Origin of the sequence: Streptomyces sp. NBC_00435, from assembly GCF_036014235.1 — a bacterium.
Lineage (GTDB): Bacteria > Actinomycetota > Actinomycetes > Streptomycetales > Streptomycetaceae > Streptomyces.
Window position 1 is genome coordinate 3194397 of the sequence record NZ_CP107924.1, and the last position, 16522, is coordinate 3210918.

Sequence of the window (16522 nt, forward strand, 5' to 3'; positions counted from 1 at the left end):
CACGCCTGTGTCCGCCGTACGGTACGTCCTCACCGCCGGGACGTGGCAACTCTGGCACATCTTCCGGAGCACCGGACGCGAGGGTCCACCACCCCGTGCCCGGCCCCCGCGCCGCACCCCGGCGCCCCGCCCCGGCTCGTCCGTACGGGGCCCGTCACACGTTCGGGGGCGCTCCCTCGATCGGGCGTCCGAGCACTCCGGGCCTGCGCTGCCACGGCGACGGGCCGCCGGGCGCCCGGTAGTCGACCCCGAGGGCGTCCAAGCGGCGGTAGTGGCCGGTCATGCGCCCCTCGAAGTCCGCGTAGTCCCGTTCCTCCGGCACCGGCAGCCGCGACCACACGACTTCGGCGAAGGCCACGAGGCGCGGGAACACCTGGTAGTCGACGCGGCTCCGGTTCTCCATCACCTCGGTCCAGGCGTTGGCCTGCGCGCCCAGCACGTGGGCGGCGGCCTCTTCGGACAACTTCGGCGGTACCGGCTCGAACCGGTACACGTCCTCCAAAGTACGGACGTAACCGATCGGCATCGGCTCATCCCCACCGCCCGCCTGACGGTGGTCCAGGTACACCTGCTGCTCCGGGCACATCACCACGTCGTGGCCGGCCTCGGCGGCGGCGACGCCGCCCGCGTACCCGCGCCAGGAGGACACGGCCGCGCCGGGGGCGAGGCCCCCCTCCAGGATCTCGTCCCAGCCGATGAGCCGGCGGCCGCGCTCCGCGAGCCAGCCGTCGAAGTGCCTGATGAACCAGGACTGCAGACCGTCCTCGCCGTCGACCCCCAGCTCCGAGATCCGCTCCTGCGCGACCGCGGAGGCCTTCCACTGCGCCTTGGGACACTCGTCCCCGCCGATGTGGACGAAGGGCGAGACCTCGGCGGGGAACAGCTCCAGCAGCTCCTCGAGGACGCCCTCGTAGAACCGCAGGACGGCCTCGGTGGGCGCGAGCACGTTCTCGTTGATGCCCCAGTCGTCCCACACCTCCAGCGCGGCGGTGTCCACCACGTCGGTGTTCCCGAGCTCCGGGTACGCGGCGATCGCGGCCTGCGAGTGACCCGGTACGTCGATCTCGGGCACCACCCGTACGTGCCGCTCGGCGGCGTACGCGACGATCTCGCGGATGTCGTCCCGGGTGTAGAAGCCGCCGTGCGGGGTCTCGTTCCACAGCGGCGAGGCCCGGTGGCCCCACCGGCTGCGGGAGCGCCAGGCGCCGACGTCGGTGAGCTTCGGGTAGCGCTCGATCTCCACCCGCCAGCCCTGGTCGTCCGTCAGGTGCAGGTGCAGCACGTTGAGCTTGTGGGCGGCGAGCAGATCGATGTAGCGGAGCACCCCGTCCTTGGGCATGAAGTGCCGGGCCACGTCGAGCATCAGGCCGCGCCAGCCGAAGCGCGGGCCGTCCGCGACGCCCCCGACGGGCAGCCGCCACACCGCCCCCGGCAGCGGCGCCCGCCGGTACGCGTCGGGTCCGAGCAGCTGCCGCAGCGTCTGGGCCGCGTAGAAGAGGCCCGCCGCGTCCGCCCCTTCGAGGAGTACGAAGGTGGGCGCGACGTGGAGCTCGTAGGACTCGGCGCCGGTGTGCCGCGCGAGCTCCGGGCGCAGCGCGAGCCGGATCACCGGGCGTTCGCCGTACCGCTGCCCCGCGGCCGGGGCCGGGAGGGCCCAGCCGGTGGCCGCGCCGAGCTCGCGGCGCAGCCAGCGGGCCGTGTCCCCGGTGCCGGGTCCGGCGTCGAGCAGCGGGTCCGTGAGCTCGTAGGTGCCGGCGTCGGGCAGGAACCGCGCGTACCGCGGCCGCGGGATCAACTCGGGCATGGCCTCGACTCCTCCACCGTTGCAACATGTGCAACGCACGTTTCACATGGCGCTTGTTCCGCGACCCTAACGCGCCCTCCGGGCAAGGCAAAGGCCCCCGGGCGCACATCCGCGCACCGAGGGCCTTCGTCCCGCTTCGAGGGGGCCGGACTACTGGTCCTTGCCGCCCTTGTCCTTGTCCCCGCCGGGGCCCATGGACTCGTAGATCTCCTTGCACATGGGGCAGACCGGGTACTTCTTCGGGTCCCGGCCCGGCACCCAGACCTTGCCGCAGAGCGCGACGACGGGGGTGCCCCCGAGCGCGCTCTCCATGATCTTGTCCTTCTGGACGTAGTGAGCGAAGCGCTCGTGGTCGCCGTCACCGTGGGACACCTGCGGCGTCGGTTCTACGAGGGTCCCCGTACCAGTCCCGCGATCGGGTTCAAGAGTGCTCATGACTGCCAGGGTACCGACCCTCGCGCGCGAGGGCCGAGCGGCGGGGTCGGCCGGGCACGCGGGCGGCACGCAGGCATCACGCGGGCGGCATGCCGGCACCACGCGGCCGGGTCCGGGGCTCAGTTCAGCGAAGGGTCGTCCGGATACGTGGCCACCATGGCCAGCTCGCTGCGCTGACGTCGCAGCACGGCCCGCCACAGCCGTTCCGGATCCGGGAAGGAGACGTCCCCCGGCTCGGATTCGACGACGTACCAGGCGCCCACGCCCAGTTCCTCCTCCAGCTGTCCCGGGCCCCAGCCCGAGTACCCGGCGAAGATGCGCAGGCCGCCCAGTGCCGCCGCGAGGAGTTCGGGCGGGGCCTCCAGGTCCACCAGGCCGATCGCGCCGTGCACCCGGCGCCAGCCCAGCGGCCCCTCCTCGCCCGGGATGACCGCCAGCCCCAGCGCGGAGTCCAGCGCCACCGGGCCGCCCTGGAAGACCACTCCGGGGGCGCCGGCCAGCGGGGCCCAGGGCAGCAGGACGTCGCCGACACCCACCGGGGTGGGCCGGTTGAGGACGACGCCGAGCGAGCCCTGCTCGTCGTGGTCGAGCAGCAGCACGACCGCGCGGTCGAAATTCGGGTCCGCGAGGGCGGGGGTGGCCACGAGCAGCCGCCCTGTGAGGGAGGACACCTCGGTCATGGCGACATGATCTCGCACATTCGCCCGTGAGGGGGAGTGGACGGCTCATTCGGGCCGTACGCAGCTCAGGGCGCACGGCGGCAACGGGGAGGGCGCACGGCGTCCCGGCCGGACCCCTGGCGGAAGGAGACGCTCCGCCACCTGGCGGGCACCCAGGGTGTTGTGCCGAATTCATGACAGTCCTACGGCCCCGTCAGCCTTACGAACAGGGGGGTCATGCCCCTTACCCTTTTCACTGGCCCCCTGCCCACCCCTCTCCGGAACGCGAGATTCATGACCGGCATCAGTGACGATGTACTGCTTGTCCACGGCGGAACCCCGCTCGAGGGCGAGATCCGTGTCCGCGGCGCGAAGAACCTCGTACCCAAAGCCATGGTCGCGGCCCTGCTCGGCAGCGAGCCGAGCCGGCTGCGCAACGTTCCCGACATCCGTGACGTCCGGGTCGTGCGCGGGCTGCTCCAGCTGCACGGGGTGACCGTCCGCCCCGGCGACGAACCGGGCGAGCTCGTGCTCGACCCCACGTACGTCGAGAGCGCCAACGTGGCCGACATCGACGCCCACGCGGGCTCTTCGCGCATCCCGATCCTGTTCTGCGGCCCGCTGCTGCACCGCCTCGGCCACGCGTTCATCCCGGGCCTCGGCGGCTGCGACATCGGCGGCCGGCCGATCGACTTCCACTTCGACGTGCTGCGCCAGTTCGGCGCGACCATCGAGAAGCGCGAGGGCGGTCAGTACCTGGAGGCCCCGCAGCGGCTGCGGGGCTGCAAGATCCGCCTGCCCTACCCGTCGGTCGGCTCGACCGAGCAGGTGCTGCTGACGGCCGTCCTGGCCGAGGGCGTCACCGAGCTCAGCAACGCCGCCGTCGAACCTGAGATCGAAGACCTCATCTGCGTCCTGCAGAAGATGGGCGCGATCATCTCCGTCGACACCGACCGGACCATCCGGATCACCGGTGTGGACCGCCTCAGCGGCTACAACCACAAGGCGCTCCCGGACCGGCTGGAGGCCGCCTCCTGGGCGTCCGCGGCGCTGGCGACCGGCGGCAACATCTACGTGCGCGGCGCGCAGCAGCGCTCGATGATGACCTTCCTGAACACCTTCCGCCGGGTCGGCGGGGCGTTCGAGATCGACGACGACGGCATCCGCTTCTGGCACCCGGGCGGGCCGCTCAACGCCATCGCGCTGGAGACGGACGTCCACCCCGGCTTCCAGACCGACTGGCAGCAGCCGCTGGTCGTGGCGCTGACCCAGGCCACCGGCCTCTCGATCGTGCACGAGACGGTCTACGAGTCCCGCCTCGGCTTCACCTCCGCGCTCAACCAGATGGGCGCGCACATCCAGCTCTACCGCGAGTGCCTGGGCGGCAGCGCCTGCCGATTCGGCCAGCGCAACTTCCTGCACTCGGCCGTCGTCTCGGGGCCGACCCGGCTGCAGGGCGCCGACCTGGTCATCCCCGACCTGCGCGGCGGGTTCTCGTACCTGATCGCGGCGCTCGCCGCCGAGGGCACCTCGCGGGTCCACGGCATCGACCTGATCAACCGCGGCTACGAGAACTTCATGGACAAGCTCGTGGAGCTGGGCGCCAAGGTCGAGCTGCCGGGCGGCGACCTCGTCTGACCCCCGGTCCGGTCGCCGGTCCGGTCGCCGTCCCCCGGTAGATCGACACAGACCGACCCAGAACGCCCCCAGAGGCCCCGTACAGGGCCTCTGGGGGCGTTCTGGCTCCCGGGAGCCACCGGCGGTCCCGCGAGCGCCGAGAGGCGGCCACCCGGTGCCGGGTGGCCGCCTCTCGTGTACTACGTACTACTGCCGTCCCAAGGGCCTGTGCGGCCCTCGGCACAAGGGCTGACTACTTGCCCTTGGCGGCTTCCTTGAGCTTGGAGCCCGCGGAGACCTTCACGCTGTAGCCGGCCGGGATCTGGATGGGGTCGCCGGTCTGCGGGTTGCGCGCGGTGCGAGCGGCACGGTGGGTGCGCTCGAAGGTCAGGAAGCCGGGGATGGTGACCTTCTCGTCGCCCTTGGCGACAATCTCGCCGACGGTCTCGGCGAGCGCGGCCAGAACGGCGTCGGCGTCCTTGCGGGTCACCTCGGCGCGCTCGGACAGAGCGGCCACCAGCTCACTGCGGTTCATGTTGTACTCCCGTGTTCAACGTGCCTTAGAGGCGTGAGATCGAAGCCGATGCTGCCAGGGCCCTAGGACAGTCCCCGGACCCGGGTCTGACGTCAGACCCTCTCGCCCGGTTACGCATCCTGCCCCCACCAGCGGCGGGAAAGCCAATCCGGCACCCGCCGGGGTCACACGAAAAGCGCCACAGTCACGCCGCGGTGACGCTCCGTCCGCGCCAGAAGGCGACCGGACGGTGTCCGGAGACGCGGACCGCGGGCCACGCGGACATCCCCGCAACCCTAGAGGCGGCCCGGGGGGCCCGCATCCCGCGACGCGCCGGGGATCAGACGGAGGTGGGTGTCGTCACAGCGGCCGAGGCCGCCTTGCGGACGGCTCCGGCGACCGCGCCCGCGACCTTGTCGTTGAAGACCGACGGGATGATGTAGTTCGCGTTCAGCTCGTCCTCGCCGACCACGTCGGCCAGGGCGCTCGCGGCGGCCAGCATCATCTCGGTGTTCACGGTGCGCGACTGGGCATCCAGCAGGCCGCGGAAGACGCCCGGGAAGACCAACACATTGTTGATCTGGTTCGGGAAATCGGAGCGGCCGGTGGCCACGACGGCGGCCGTCTGACGGGCCACGGCCGGGTCCACCTCGGGGTCCGGGTTCGCGAGCGCGAACACGATCGCGCCTTCCGCCATGGCGGCCACGTCCTCGCCGGTGAGGACGTTCGGGGCCGAGACGCCGATGAAGACGTCGGCGCCGACCACGGCCTCCTTCAGGGTGCCCGTGTAGCCCTCGGGGTTGGTGTTGTCGGCGATCCAGCGCAGCGGCGAGTCCGCGGCCGCGTCGACGAGGTCGGGGCGGTCGCAGTGCACGACGCCGTGGATGTCGGCGCTGACGGCGTTCTTGACGCCCGCCGCGAGGAGCAGCTTGAGGATGGCGGTACCGGCCGCGCCGGCGCCCGACATGACGACCTTGACGTCGCCAACGGCCTTGCCCACCACGCGCAGCGCGTTGGTGAGGGCGGCGAGGACCACGATCGCGGTGCCGTGCTGGTCGTCGTGGAAGACGGGGATGTCCAGGGCCTCGCGCAGCCGGGCCTCGATCTCGAAGCAGCGCGGCGCGGAGATGTCCTCCAGGTTGATGCCCGCGAAGCCCGGCGCGATGGCCTTGACGATCGCGACGATCTCGTCGGAGTCCTGGGTGTCCAGGCAGATCGGCCACGCGTCGATGCCCGCGAAGCGCTTGAAGAGGGCCGCCTTGCCCTCCATCACGGGCAGCGCGGCCATCGGGCCGATGTTGCCGAGGCCCAGCACGGCGCTGCCGTCCGTCACGACTGCGACGGAGTTGCGCTTGATGGTGAGGCGGCGGGCGTCCTCGGGGTTCTCGGCGATCGCCATGCACACACGGGCCACGCCCGGGGTGTAGATCATCGAGAGGTCGTCGCGGTTGCGGATGGGGTGCTTCGACTGCATCTCGATCTTGCCGCCGAGGTGCATCAGGAAGGTGCGGTCGGAGACCTTGCCGAGGCTGACGCCCTCGATCCCCCGCAGCTTCTTGACGATCTCGTCGGCGTGCGCCGTGGAGGTCGCGGCGATGGTCACGTCGATACGGAGCTTCTCGTGACCGGATGCGGTCACGTCGAGGCCGGTGACCGAACCACCGGAGGACTCCACGGCGGTGGTGAGCTGGGAGACCGCGGTTCCGCTCGCGGGCACTTCCAGGCGGACCGTCATCGAGTACGAGACGCTGGGCGCCGTTGCCATGGCCGTGTTCCTCTTCTGTCCCTGGTTCTTCTGTACACACAGGGTCCAGCGCTGTACCGGCCGAGAACCTGGCAGGTGCGGCAGGACCTGTTGTCCGATCGTCCCACCTACCAGCCGGTACAAGGTAACCAGCTCCAAATTTCGGAAAGACACTTCCACCATACGAGATATCCCGTGTCTTCGGAATGGGTGGCCCATACAAAAAAGTCCGCGCCCCCCACTGAGTGGAGGGCGCGGACCTGGTGATTCGTACGTCTATGACACCGACCCGCCATGCTCGCCTCGCGGCAAGTGGTCGCTCTAGGCGACGAAGGTTGGGCCCGGGGGCTTGGATCGAGTCGGTGCCGTAACCCAGGCTAACAAAGGTTCGCCAGAAGTGATCCCCCTCCCGGGGACCCGTTGTGCGGACCACGCCCCTGGCCGCCGACCATCCGGCCGTACGGAGCCCCGCGGGGCCGTACGGAGCCCGGTCGGGGCCGAAGCGGGGCCTGCGGGCCCCGCCCGGCCCGCGCCGGTCCTACGGCCGCAGCAGCGCCGCGACGCCCGCCGCGTCCGGGGCGTCCCGGCCGGTGGAGATCACCGTCAGCTGCTGCGTCGCACGGGTCAGGGCCACGTAGAGCACCCGCAGACCCGCCGCGGACTCGTCCGCGATCTCCGCCGGGGAGACGACCACCGTGGCGTCGTACTCCAGGCCCTTGGCCTCCAGGCTGCCGAGCGCGACCGCCCGCTCCCCCAGATCCGCCAGCCAGCCCGCGGCCTCCTTGCGCCGGTCCATGGCCACGACCACGCCCACCGTGCCGTCCACCTGGCCCAGCAGCCGCCTGGTCTCCTCCCGGACGGTCTCGCGCAGATCGTCCGCCACCGCCGTGAAGCGCGGCTCCAGACCCGTGGAGCGCACCGCCGTCGGCGGCTCCGTGCCCGGCGCCGCCAGCTTCAGCACCCGGGAAGCGACCTCCGCGACCTCCGCCGGGTTGCGGTAGTTCACCGTCAGGGTGAACCGGCGCCGCAGCCGGGAGCCCAGCGCCTCGTCCCGCGCGGCGGCCGCCTCCTCCGGATCGGTCCACGAGGACTGCGCCGGGTCACCGACCACCGTCCACGTGCCCATCCGGCCCCGGCGGCCGACCATCCGCCACTGCATCGGCGTCAGGTCCTGCGCCTCGTCGACGATGACGTGCGCGTACTCGGTGCGCTCCGCCGCGAGCCGCTCGGCCCGCTCCCACTGGGTCTCCTCGCGGGTCGGCATCAGCTCCTCCAGCCCGCTCAGCTGGTCCAGCGGGTCCATCTCCCGCTTCCGCTTGGGCCGCGCGGGCGCGCCGAGCAGTTGGTGGAGCTCGTCGAGCAGCGCCACGTCGTGCACCGACAGGGGGCCCTTGCCGTCCGGGCCGACCCGGCGCAGGGACCGGGCCAGCTGCCGGGTCTCGCGCGGGTTCAGGTCCCGGCGCGACCAGCGGGCCAGGCGCCGCTCGTCGGCCATGGAGCCCAGTACGGCGCGCGGGGTCAGCTCGGGCCACCAGGAGTTCAGGAACTCGATGAACACGTCCTCCGTCGAGATGTCCTCGTCGAAGGCCGAACGCAGCTCCGCGGCGAGCTCCGGGTCGCTGTGCCGGCCGGCCCCGCCGGACTTGGAGTACAGCGCGTCCAGCAGGAGCTTGCGGGCGCGCGGGCGCAGCAGGTTGACCGGGGTGGTGCCGGACAGGACGTTCTGCCGGATCCGGTCGAGATCGGCGGCCTCCAGCTCCTGCCTGCGCCCGAAGGCCACCACGCGCAGCCGCTCGGGCGCGGGGGTGCCGCCGGGACCGCCGAACTCCAGTGCCCCGCGCACGGCCTTGCGCAGCACCTTCAGCATCCGGGACGAGCCCTTGATCCTGGCCGTGCCCGGGTCGTCGTACGTGGTCGCCTCGGCCCCGTCGACGAGCGAGCCGAGCGCCCGGATGGCGACCTGGCCCTCCTCGCCGAGGGAGGGCAGGACGCCCTCGGTGTAGGCGACGAGCAGCGGGGTCGGGGAGACGATGAGGATGCCGCCCGAGTAGCGTCGCCGGTCCTGGTAGAGCAGGTAGGCGGCGCGGTGCAGGGCCACGGCGGTCTTGCCGGTGCCCGGTCCGCCCGCGACCTCGGCGACCGAGGCGGCGGGCGCCCGGATGACGAGGTCCTGCTCGGCCTGGATGGAGGAGACGATGTCCCGCATCGAGTGCGTACGGGCCCGGCCGAGCGCGGCCATCAGGGCGCCGTCGCCGATCGCGGGCAGTTCCTTCCCGTCGAGGAAGGCGGTGACCTCGGGGCGCATCAGGTCGTCCTCGACACCGAGCACCTTGCGGCCCTTGGAGCGGATGACGCGCCGGCGCACGACGCGGCCCGGGTCCTTGGGCGTGGAGCGGTAGAACGGCGCGGCCGCCGGGGCGCGCCAGTCGATGACGAGCGGCGCGTAGTCGGAGTCGAGGACTCCGATGCGGCCGATGTGGAGCGTCTCGGCGATGTCGGCCGTGAGGTCGGCGCGGATCGCGTCGTCGGCCGGATCGACGGAGGTGAAGGCGCCGTCCGGGCCGCGTTCCCCGTCCTTGCCGAGGACCAGGTCGACGCGGCCGAACAGGAAGTCCTCGAACTCGTTGTTGAGACGGTTGAGGTGGATCCCCGCGCGGAAGACCTGGGCGTCCCGCTCGGCGAGCGCGCCGGGCGTGCCGACCTGGCCACGCTTGGCGGCGTCGTTCATCAGGAACTCCGCCTCGTGGATCTTCTCCTCAAGGCGTCGGTACACGTGATCGAGATGCGTCTGCTCGCCCGCGATCTCCCGATCGCGGACGGAATCCGCCGTGCTGTCGACAGCGGCATTCTGCGCGGCCACCAAGGCCCCTTTCTGACGTGCATGGGCAGCCGTCAACCGTACGCGAAGGGACCCCCGCGCGCACGCCCGTTCCGGGACGGCTCGCGGATCAGGACGAAGATCACGCCCGAGGGGTGGCGCCGAAGGCTCCCGCGACCGGTGCGCACGGCTCTAACCGGGCTTCGCGTGGAGGACGCGCCGCCGGTGGCGGGCCACGCGTTCGCGGTTCCCGCAGAGCTCGCTGGAGCACCAGCGGCGCCGGTGCCCGCGCGAGGTGTCGAGGTAGACGCGGTCGCAGCCGTCCCCCTCGCAGGCCCGCAGCAGCGCCCGGTCACCGGGATCGGTGAGCAGTTCGACGGCGTCCCGGGCCACCGCGGCGAGCAGCCCGGCGCATTCGACACCGCCGCACAACTCCCGTACGAGGTGCCCTTCTTGATCCTCAACGGCACACAGTCCCGGGGGTGGACCGGCGGCCGCCGCGTTGACCCGGGCCAGTGGCGCCGGCGGCGGCGCGGCCCCGGCGAGCTCGGCCCGTACGAGGCTCTCGACATCGGCGCGCAGCGCCCTGAAGGCCTGCACCCAGTCGGCGCCCACCCGGGCCAGCGGCGTCCGGTCGGGCACCAGCCCGGCTCCGGCGAGCCACAGCCGCAGCTCGTCCCCGTCCCTGATCCCCTCGGCGGTGTTCCCGTGGGACCCGAAGGTGGCCAGCAGATCCAGGCAGACCCGCCCGGAGTCGAACCACATACCCGTCACCGCCTCGCTCTTGGCGCGCACCCCCAGAGTGCCCGCCTCCCGGTCACAGCACTAGGGTCTGTCGTCAAACTCCCCTCTGCCGCGCGACGACTGGTCCTGGAGGACGGGCGGGTCGTCGTGCAGCAGCCGGTGGAAGAGGCAGTGGTCCTGCCAGTCCCCGCCGACGTGCAGGTAGCGGGGCGCGAGCCCGTACTGCTCGAAGCCGGCCTTCGCCAGCACCCGCTGGGAGGCCAGGTTGCCGACCCTGGTCCCGGCCTCGACCCGGTGCAGCCCGACCTCCTCGCGGGCCACCCGGCAGACCTCCTCCAGCGCGGCGGTGGCCACCCCCTTCCCGGCCCAGGCCTGGTCCACCCAGTAGCCGACGGCGCCGCTGCACAGCGCCCCGAACACGATGGAGCCGAGGTTGATCGCCCCGATCGGCACCCCGCCGCCGATCAGCACGTACGGCCGCGCCCGCCCGCCGTCCCGTTCCGCGAGCAGCTCCTCGATCCGCGTCCGCTGCCCGGCCTCGGTGTAGAAGGCCTCGGTCCGCAGGGGCTCGTAGGGGGCCATGTACGCCCGGTTCCGGTCCAGTACGTCGGCGACCCCGGCGGCGTCCGCCGGCCGGATCTCCCTCATCTCCACACCGTCAACGATCATCCGGGCACGCTAACGGACCACGCGGAGCCCGGCCAGCCCCCGGCCAGCCCCTGGCCGGACCCCGGACGCCCCCCGGCCGGTCCGGGCGAAGGCCCGGGCCCGCCGCTCCGCGCGGCCGCGCCGGGGCCGCTCAGTCCGCGCAGGCACCCGCGTCCAGCGACAGCCGGTAGCCCCGCTTGACGACGGTCTGGATCAGGTTCGGCGCCCCCAGGGCCACGCGCAGGCGGGCCATCGCCGTTTCCACCGCGTGCTCGTCGCGGCCCGCGCCCGGCAGGGTGCGCAGGAGTTCGGAACGGGCCACCACCCAGCCCGGGCGGCGGGACAGGGCCCGGAGCAGGGCCATGCCGGCCGGCGGGACCGGGCGCAGCTCGGTGTCGACCAGGACCGCGTGGCCGCGCAGCTCCAGCCGGTGCCCGGCCACCGGGAGGACCCGCGCCCGGCCCGGCAGCTCCTGGCAGAGCAGCTGCACCAGCGGGCCCAGCCGGAACCGCTCGGGCTGCACCGTGGCCACCCCCTCGGCCTGCAGCGGCAGGGCCGTCACCGGTCCCACGCACGCGGAGAGCACCGACCCGCCGGTCAGCGCCCCGAGCAGGGATTCCCGTACGCCCCGCTCCGCCGCCCGCGACAGCAGTGAGGCCGCCGCCGGCGCGGAGGTGAAGCTCACCGCGTCGACCCCGCCCGCGACCACCGTGTCGATCAGCCGGTCCAGCGGCCCGAGGTCCTCCGGCGCCATCCACCGGTACACCGGTACGCCGACCACCTCGGCCCCGCCCGCCCGCAGCGCCTCGACGAACCCGGGCAGCGGCTCCCCGTGCAGCTGGAGGGCGATGCGCCGGCCGGCCACCCCGGCCGTCAGCAGCCGGTCCAGTACCTCGGCGAGCGATTCCGACCCGGGGGACCAGGTCTCCACGAGCCCGGCGGCCCGGATCGCGCCCTTGACCTTGGGTCCGCGCGCCAGCAGTTCCGTCTCCCGCAGCCGGCCGAGCAGTTCCTCGCCGAGCCCCCACCCGTCCGCGGCCTCGATCCAGCCGCGGAACCCGATGGCCGTGGTGGCCACCACCACGTCGGGCGCGCAGGCGATGAGCTCCTTGGTCGCGGACAGCAGTTCGGTGTCGTCCGCGAGCGGCACGATCCGCAGGGCGGGCGCGTGCAGCACGGTGGCTCCGCGGCGGCGCAGCAGGGCGATGAGTTCATCGGCCCGCCGGGCCGCGGTGACCCCGACGGTGAATCCGGCGAGCGGGCCGGCCGGCGGACCGGTGTGGGTGTCGTGCATGGTGACCTGCCTCGCGCAGTGGTCGGTTCCGGCTTCGGACCCGGCACGGGGTCCGGCGTCGCGTTCGCGCTCACTCACTCACTCGACGGAAGTGCGCGTGGACCGAGCCTGCCCTGGGGGCGTATCAGGCTCGGTTCACGCGTATTTCGCTGCCGTTAACCGGTGTTCGGCCTCCGTTACACCGAGGTGAGCTGCGGCTTCACCGCCACCCCGGCCGCAGGGGCCGTCACCCGGGCGGGCCGGCGAAGGTATACCGCCCACGTGACCGCGCACGCCATTGCGTAGAAGCCGAGGAAGGTCACGAAGGCCGCCGTGCCCGAGCCGGAGCTCAGGAACGCCTCCCGGAAGACCAGGTTGATGCCGAGCCCGCCGAGCGCGCCGACCGCGCCGATGAGTCCCATGGAGGCCCCGGACAGCCGCCGCCCGTAGGCGGCCGCCTCCTCCCCGCTCATACCGCGGGCCAGTGCCTTGGCCTGGAAGATGCCGGGGATCATCTTGTAGGTGGAGCCGTTGCCGAGCCCGCTGAGGACGAACAGCGCCACGAAGCCGATGAGGAACACCGGCAGGGACTCCCGTACCGAGGCCAGGATGACCACCCCGGTCGCCGCCGCCATCGCCACGAAGGTGCCCAGCGTGATCCGGGCCCCGCCGAAGCGGTCCGCGAGGGCCCCGCCGACCGGCCGGATCAGCGAGCCGAGCAGCGGCCCGACGAAGGTGAGCGAGGCCGCCTGGAGCGGCGTGCGGCCGAACTGCGTCTGCAGCACCAGCCCGAAGGCGAAGCTGTAGCCGATGAAGGAGCCGAAGGTGCCGACGTAGAGGAACGCCATGATCCAGGTGTGGGCGTCACGGGCCGCCTCGCGCACGGCCCCGGTGTCGTTGCGCACCGGCGCCAGGTTGTCCATCCGCAGCGCGGCGAGCGCCGCCGCGATCACGATCAGCGGGATGTAGGCGCCGAGCAGCACCCGGGGGTGACCCGCCCCGGCCGTACCGATGACCAGCAGGGCCACGAGCTGGACGACGGGGACACCGATGTTGCCGCCGCCGGCGTTGAGGCCGAGCGCCCAGCCCTTCTTGCGCAGCGGGAAGAAGGCGTTGATGTTCGTCATCGAGGAGGCGAAGTTCCCGCCGCCCACCCCGGTCAGCGCGGCCACCAGCAGGAAGGTGCCGTACGAGGTCCCGGGCTCCATCACCAGCCACGCGGCGACCGTCGGCGCGAGCAGTAGCAGGGCGCTGCAGACCGTCCAGTTGCGCCCGCCGAAGCGGGCCACGGCGAAGGTGTAGGGGACGCGGACGAGGGCGCCCACGCAGGTCGCGGTGGCGATGAGGAAGAACTTCCCGGCGGGGTCGATCCCGTACGCCGGGCCCATGAAGAGCACCATCACCGACCACAGGGACCAGATCGAGAACCCGATGTGTTCGGAGAGGACGGAGTAGACCAGATTGCGGCGGGCGGTCTTCTCCCCCGTCTCCCTCCAGAAGGTCTCGTCCTCGGGGTCCCACCGCTCGATCCAGCGGCCCCCCTTGCGCGGTGCGGTCGTACTGGTCATCACACGCCTCCACAGCTGCTGCGATCACTTCGCGCCCGGCGCGCCCGTCGCGCTCATCGCGTTCGTCGCGCCCGTCGCGTTCGTCGCGCCCGGTCCGTGGTCACGACCGTAGGAACGGCTCGTTTCGGCCCCGGTCCCCGCCGGATGACCGCCGGGAAACCTTGCACTCACCCTGCGGCGGGGCCGGGTGTGAGCGCGGGCAGCCAGCTGTCCCGAGGCACTTCCAGCCAGCCGCGTTCGGCGGCGAGACCCGCGGCGGCGGCGCGCAGGGCGTCGAGGCCGGGGTGGACCAGGCCCTCGCGCCACACCATGGCGAGCGGCGACAGCGGCACCGGGGCCGTCAGGGGGCGTTTGACGCAGCCGGGCAGATCGGTGAAGTCCACGGTGGCCAGGACGGGGTTCCCGGTCTTGGCCATGACCCGGCGGAACTCGTCCTTGCCCACCGCCACCGGCGCGGGCGGCGCGGGCGTGATCCCCCGCCCGGCGAACAGCTCGCGCGCCAGCCCGGTCCACTCCAGGGTCCGCGGGTTCCCGGCTCCGGCGTACACCGTCTCCCCGGCGAGCGCGTCCAGCGGTACGTGTTCCCGCGCGGCCAGCGCGTGCCCGTCGGGCAGCACCACCGCGAGCGGCTCGTACCGTACGGTCATCCGCGCGAGCCGGGACCGCAGCGCCGGGTCGAGGCCGTCGGCGTACCCGAAGGAGACGTCGAGGCGGCCGGCGGCGATCTCGGCGGCCGCATGGGTGAGCCCGGACTCGAAGCGGGCCATCAGCTCGCAGTCGGGGGCCAGTTCCCGGGCCCGGTCCAGGACGGTGCGGGCGGTGCCGGGTCCGTCGGTGTTGAGGTCGACGAGCAGCGGCCGGGGAGCCGCGTCGGCGGCGAACGCGGCGGCCAGCTCCTCGTGCGCCCGCAGGACACTCCGGGCCAGGGGCAGCAGCCGCTCCCCGTCGGCGGTCAGCTCGACGGCGCGGGTGGTGCGGGTGAACAGGGCGGCGCCCAGGCCCTGCTCGAGTCGGCGCACGTCCCGACTCAGGGCCTGCTGGGCCACGTACAGCCGGGCGGCGGCGCGGGTGAAGTGCAGCTCCTCGGCCACGGCGAGGAAGGCGCGCAGCAGGCGGGGGTCCACGTCTCGGGGCATCATCCGCGGAGACTAACAACGGGAAGCGGTGAATCCCCCACGAACAGGTGTTGGACCCCCGGCACCCCTCGCCGGGAACCTTCCCCCATGCCCACCGACCGCACGTCCGCGCCTACGGCTGCTCCCGCGTCCGCGACTGTCCCCGCACCTCGGCGTGTGCCCGCACCTCGCCGTGCGCCCGCGCCTCCGAGTGCGCCCGCGCCCGCCCGGCCGTCCCGGCCGCTGATGGCCGTCACCGGCACCACGCTGGTCCTCGCGGCCGCCCCGGCGCGGCCGCAGAGCCCGCCGCGCACCGCCCGTGCCCCCCGTACGACCCGGCCGGCAGGCCCCTACCGGCGACTCTTCTCGCTCCCCGGCACCCGCGGCTTCACGACCGGGAACCTCATCGCCCGGCTGCCGATGGGCATGTTCGGCGTCAGCGCCGTCATGATGATCGCCGGCCAGCGCGGCTCGTACGCCCTCGCCGGCGCGGTCGTGGCGGCCGGCCTGGCCGCCACCGCCCTGGTGGCGCCCCTCACGGCCCGGCTGGTCGACCGGCACGGGCAGGCCCGGGTCGCCGTACCCGCCACGCTGATCGCGGTCCTCGGCTCGCTCTCCCTCGTCGCGTGCGTCCGCGGCCAGGCCCCCGCGTGGACCCTCTTCGCCTCCTACGCGGCCACCGCCACCACCCCCAACATCGGCGGCATGTCCCGCGCCCGCTGGACGCACCTGCTGAAGGGCGAACCCGCCGCGCACCACACCGCGATGTCCTTCGAACAGGCCGCCGACGAGCTGGCGTACATGCTCGGGCCGGTGGTCGCCGCCTTCCTCTGCACCGTCGTCTTCCCCGAGGCGGGCACCCTCGCCGGGGCCGTGCTGCTCCTGACCGGGATGCTGGTCTTCACGTCCCACCGGGCCACCGAGCCCCCGCCGGCGCCGGCGGTTCGCGGCCGTTCCCCGCTGCGGGCCCTGGGGCGTCTCCTGCCCCTGTTCCTCGCGCTCGGCATGATGTTCGGCTCGCTGGAGATCACCTCGGTCGCCCACCTCGGCGCCCACGGCCTCGGCGCGCTCTCGGGGCCGGTCCTCGCCCTCCAGGCGGCGGGCTCCTGCGCGGCCGGCCTGCTCTACGGAACCCTGCGCCCGCGCGGCCTGCCCACCTGCCTGGCCGCCCTGACCTGCGCCATGGCACTGCCCTGGGCGGCGGCGGCCACCGGCTCGCTGCTCCCCCTGGCCCTGGCCCTGCTGCTGGCCGGCATGGCCACGGCCCCGGTCATGGTCACCGCGATGTCCCGGATCCACACGATGACCCCGCCGGGCCGGCTCAACGAAGGGATGACCCTCGCCGTCACCGCGATCTTCGCGGGCATCGCGGTCGGCTCCGCGAGCGCCGGGGCCACCATCGACCGCCTGGGCACGACCACCCCGTACGCCCTCCCGGCCGCGGCGGCGCTCCTGGCCCTCCTCCTGGGTGCCTCTGCATCGGCCACCCGAGCCAAGTGACGGCCCGCCAGGTCACACGTACCGCTGCCAGCCTCTCGACGCTCCGCGACCACACCAGGGGGCAAGCCCTTGGTGTCCTCCCC

13 protein-coding genes are annotated in these 16522 nt (G+C 73.1%); 2 read left to right on the forward strand and 11 right to left on the reverse strand.

The features are described from left to right. Nucleotides 1–154: 154 nt before the first annotated feature. The 3 genes from OG389_RS14735 to OG389_RS14745 all read right to left on the reverse strand — a co-directional run bounded on the left by OG389_RS14735 (nucleotide 155) and on the right by OG389_RS14745 (nucleotide 2919). Nucleotides 155–1804 (reverse strand): beta-N-acetylhexosaminidase, encoded by a 1650-nt coding sequence (locus tag OG389_RS14735; RefSeq protein WP_328298938.1) that lies wholly within the window; start codon nucleotides 1802–1804, stop codon nucleotides 155–157. Between the two features lie 150 nt (nucleotides 1805–1954). Next, on the reverse strand, nucleotides 1955–2239 hold the full coding sequence (locus tag OG389_RS14740) for a DUF3039 domain-containing protein (RefSeq protein ID WP_328298939.1): 285 nt from the start codon (nucleotides 2237–2239) through the stop codon (nucleotides 1955–1957). A gap of 119 nt (nucleotides 2240–2358) precedes the next feature. Then, complete coding sequence (locus OG389_RS14745; protein ID WP_328298940.1) at nucleotides 2359–2919, reverse strand: YqgE/AlgH family protein; 561 nt, start codon at nucleotides 2917–2919, stop codon at nucleotides 2359–2361. 273 nt (nucleotides 2920–3192) lie between these two features. Between OG389_RS14745 and murA the strand changes: the two genes are divergently transcribed. Beyond that, nucleotides 3193–4536: a UDP-N-acetylglucosamine 1-carboxyvinyltransferase gene (gene murA / locus OG389_RS14750; RefSeq protein WP_328298941.1), complete on the forward strand. Its 1344-nt coding sequence runs from the start codon at nucleotides 3193–3195 to the stop codon at nucleotides 4534–4536. Nucleotides 4537–4768: 232 nt separating this feature from the next. On the opposite strand, the gene OG389_RS14755 is transcribed toward murA, so the two are convergent. The 8 genes from OG389_RS14755 to OG389_RS14790 form a co-directional block, all read right to left on the reverse strand. Continuing rightward, nucleotides 4769–5050, reverse strand: a complete 282-nt coding sequence (locus OG389_RS14755) for an HU family DNA-binding protein (RefSeq protein WP_007264399.1) — start codon at nucleotides 5048–5050, stop codon at nucleotides 4769–4771. A 319-nt stretch (nucleotides 5051–5369) separates the two neighbouring features. Further along, complete coding sequence (locus tag OG389_RS14760) at nucleotides 5370–6794, reverse strand: NAD-dependent malic enzyme (protein WP_328298942.1); 1425 nt, start codon at nucleotides 6792–6794, stop codon at nucleotides 5370–5372. 517 nt (nucleotides 6795–7311) lie between these two features. Then, complete coding sequence (locus OG389_RS14765) at nucleotides 7312–9633, reverse strand: HelD family protein (protein WP_328298943.1); 2322 nt, start codon at nucleotides 9631–9633, stop codon at nucleotides 7312–7314. A 150-nt stretch (nucleotides 9634–9783) separates the two neighbouring features. After that, nucleotides 9784–10356, reverse strand: coding sequence for a CGNR zinc finger domain-containing protein (locus OG389_RS14770; protein WP_328303785.1), 573 nt, complete (start codon nucleotides 10354–10356; stop codon nucleotides 9784–9786). A gap of 60 nt (nucleotides 10357–10416) precedes the next feature. Then, nucleotides 10417–11004: a GNAT family N-acetyltransferase gene (locus tag OG389_RS14775; protein WP_328298944.1), complete on the reverse strand. Its 588-nt coding sequence runs from the start codon at nucleotides 11002–11004 to the stop codon at nucleotides 10417–10419. A gap of 130 nt (nucleotides 11005–11134) precedes the next feature. Then, a complete protein-coding gene (locus OG389_RS14780; protein ID WP_328303787.1) occupies nucleotides 11135–12277 on the reverse strand; it encodes a uroporphyrinogen-III synthase in 1143 nt (380 codons plus the stop codon). A 176-nt stretch (nucleotides 12278–12453) separates the two neighbouring features. Further along, the gene (locus OG389_RS14785; protein WP_328298945.1) at nucleotides 12454–13824 is read right to left on the reverse strand and encodes a nitrate/nitrite transporter; all 1371 of its coding nucleotides are present in this window, start codon (nucleotides 13822–13824) and stop codon (nucleotides 12454–12456) included. A gap of 167 nt (nucleotides 13825–13991) precedes the next feature. Next, the gene (locus tag OG389_RS14790) at nucleotides 13992–14963 is read right to left on the reverse strand and encodes a LysR family transcriptional regulator (protein WP_328298946.1); all 972 of its coding nucleotides are present in this window, start codon (nucleotides 14961–14963) and stop codon (nucleotides 13992–13994) included. A gap of 222 nt (nucleotides 14964–15185) precedes the next feature. Here OG389_RS14790 and OG389_RS14795 point away from each other — a divergent pair, with 222 nt between their 5' ends. Further along, complete coding sequence (locus OG389_RS14795) at nucleotides 15186–16439, forward strand: MFS transporter (protein WP_328298947.1); 1254 nt, start codon at nucleotides 15186–15188, stop codon at nucleotides 16437–16439. The last annotated feature ends 83 nt before the right edge of the window (nucleotides 16440–16522 follow it).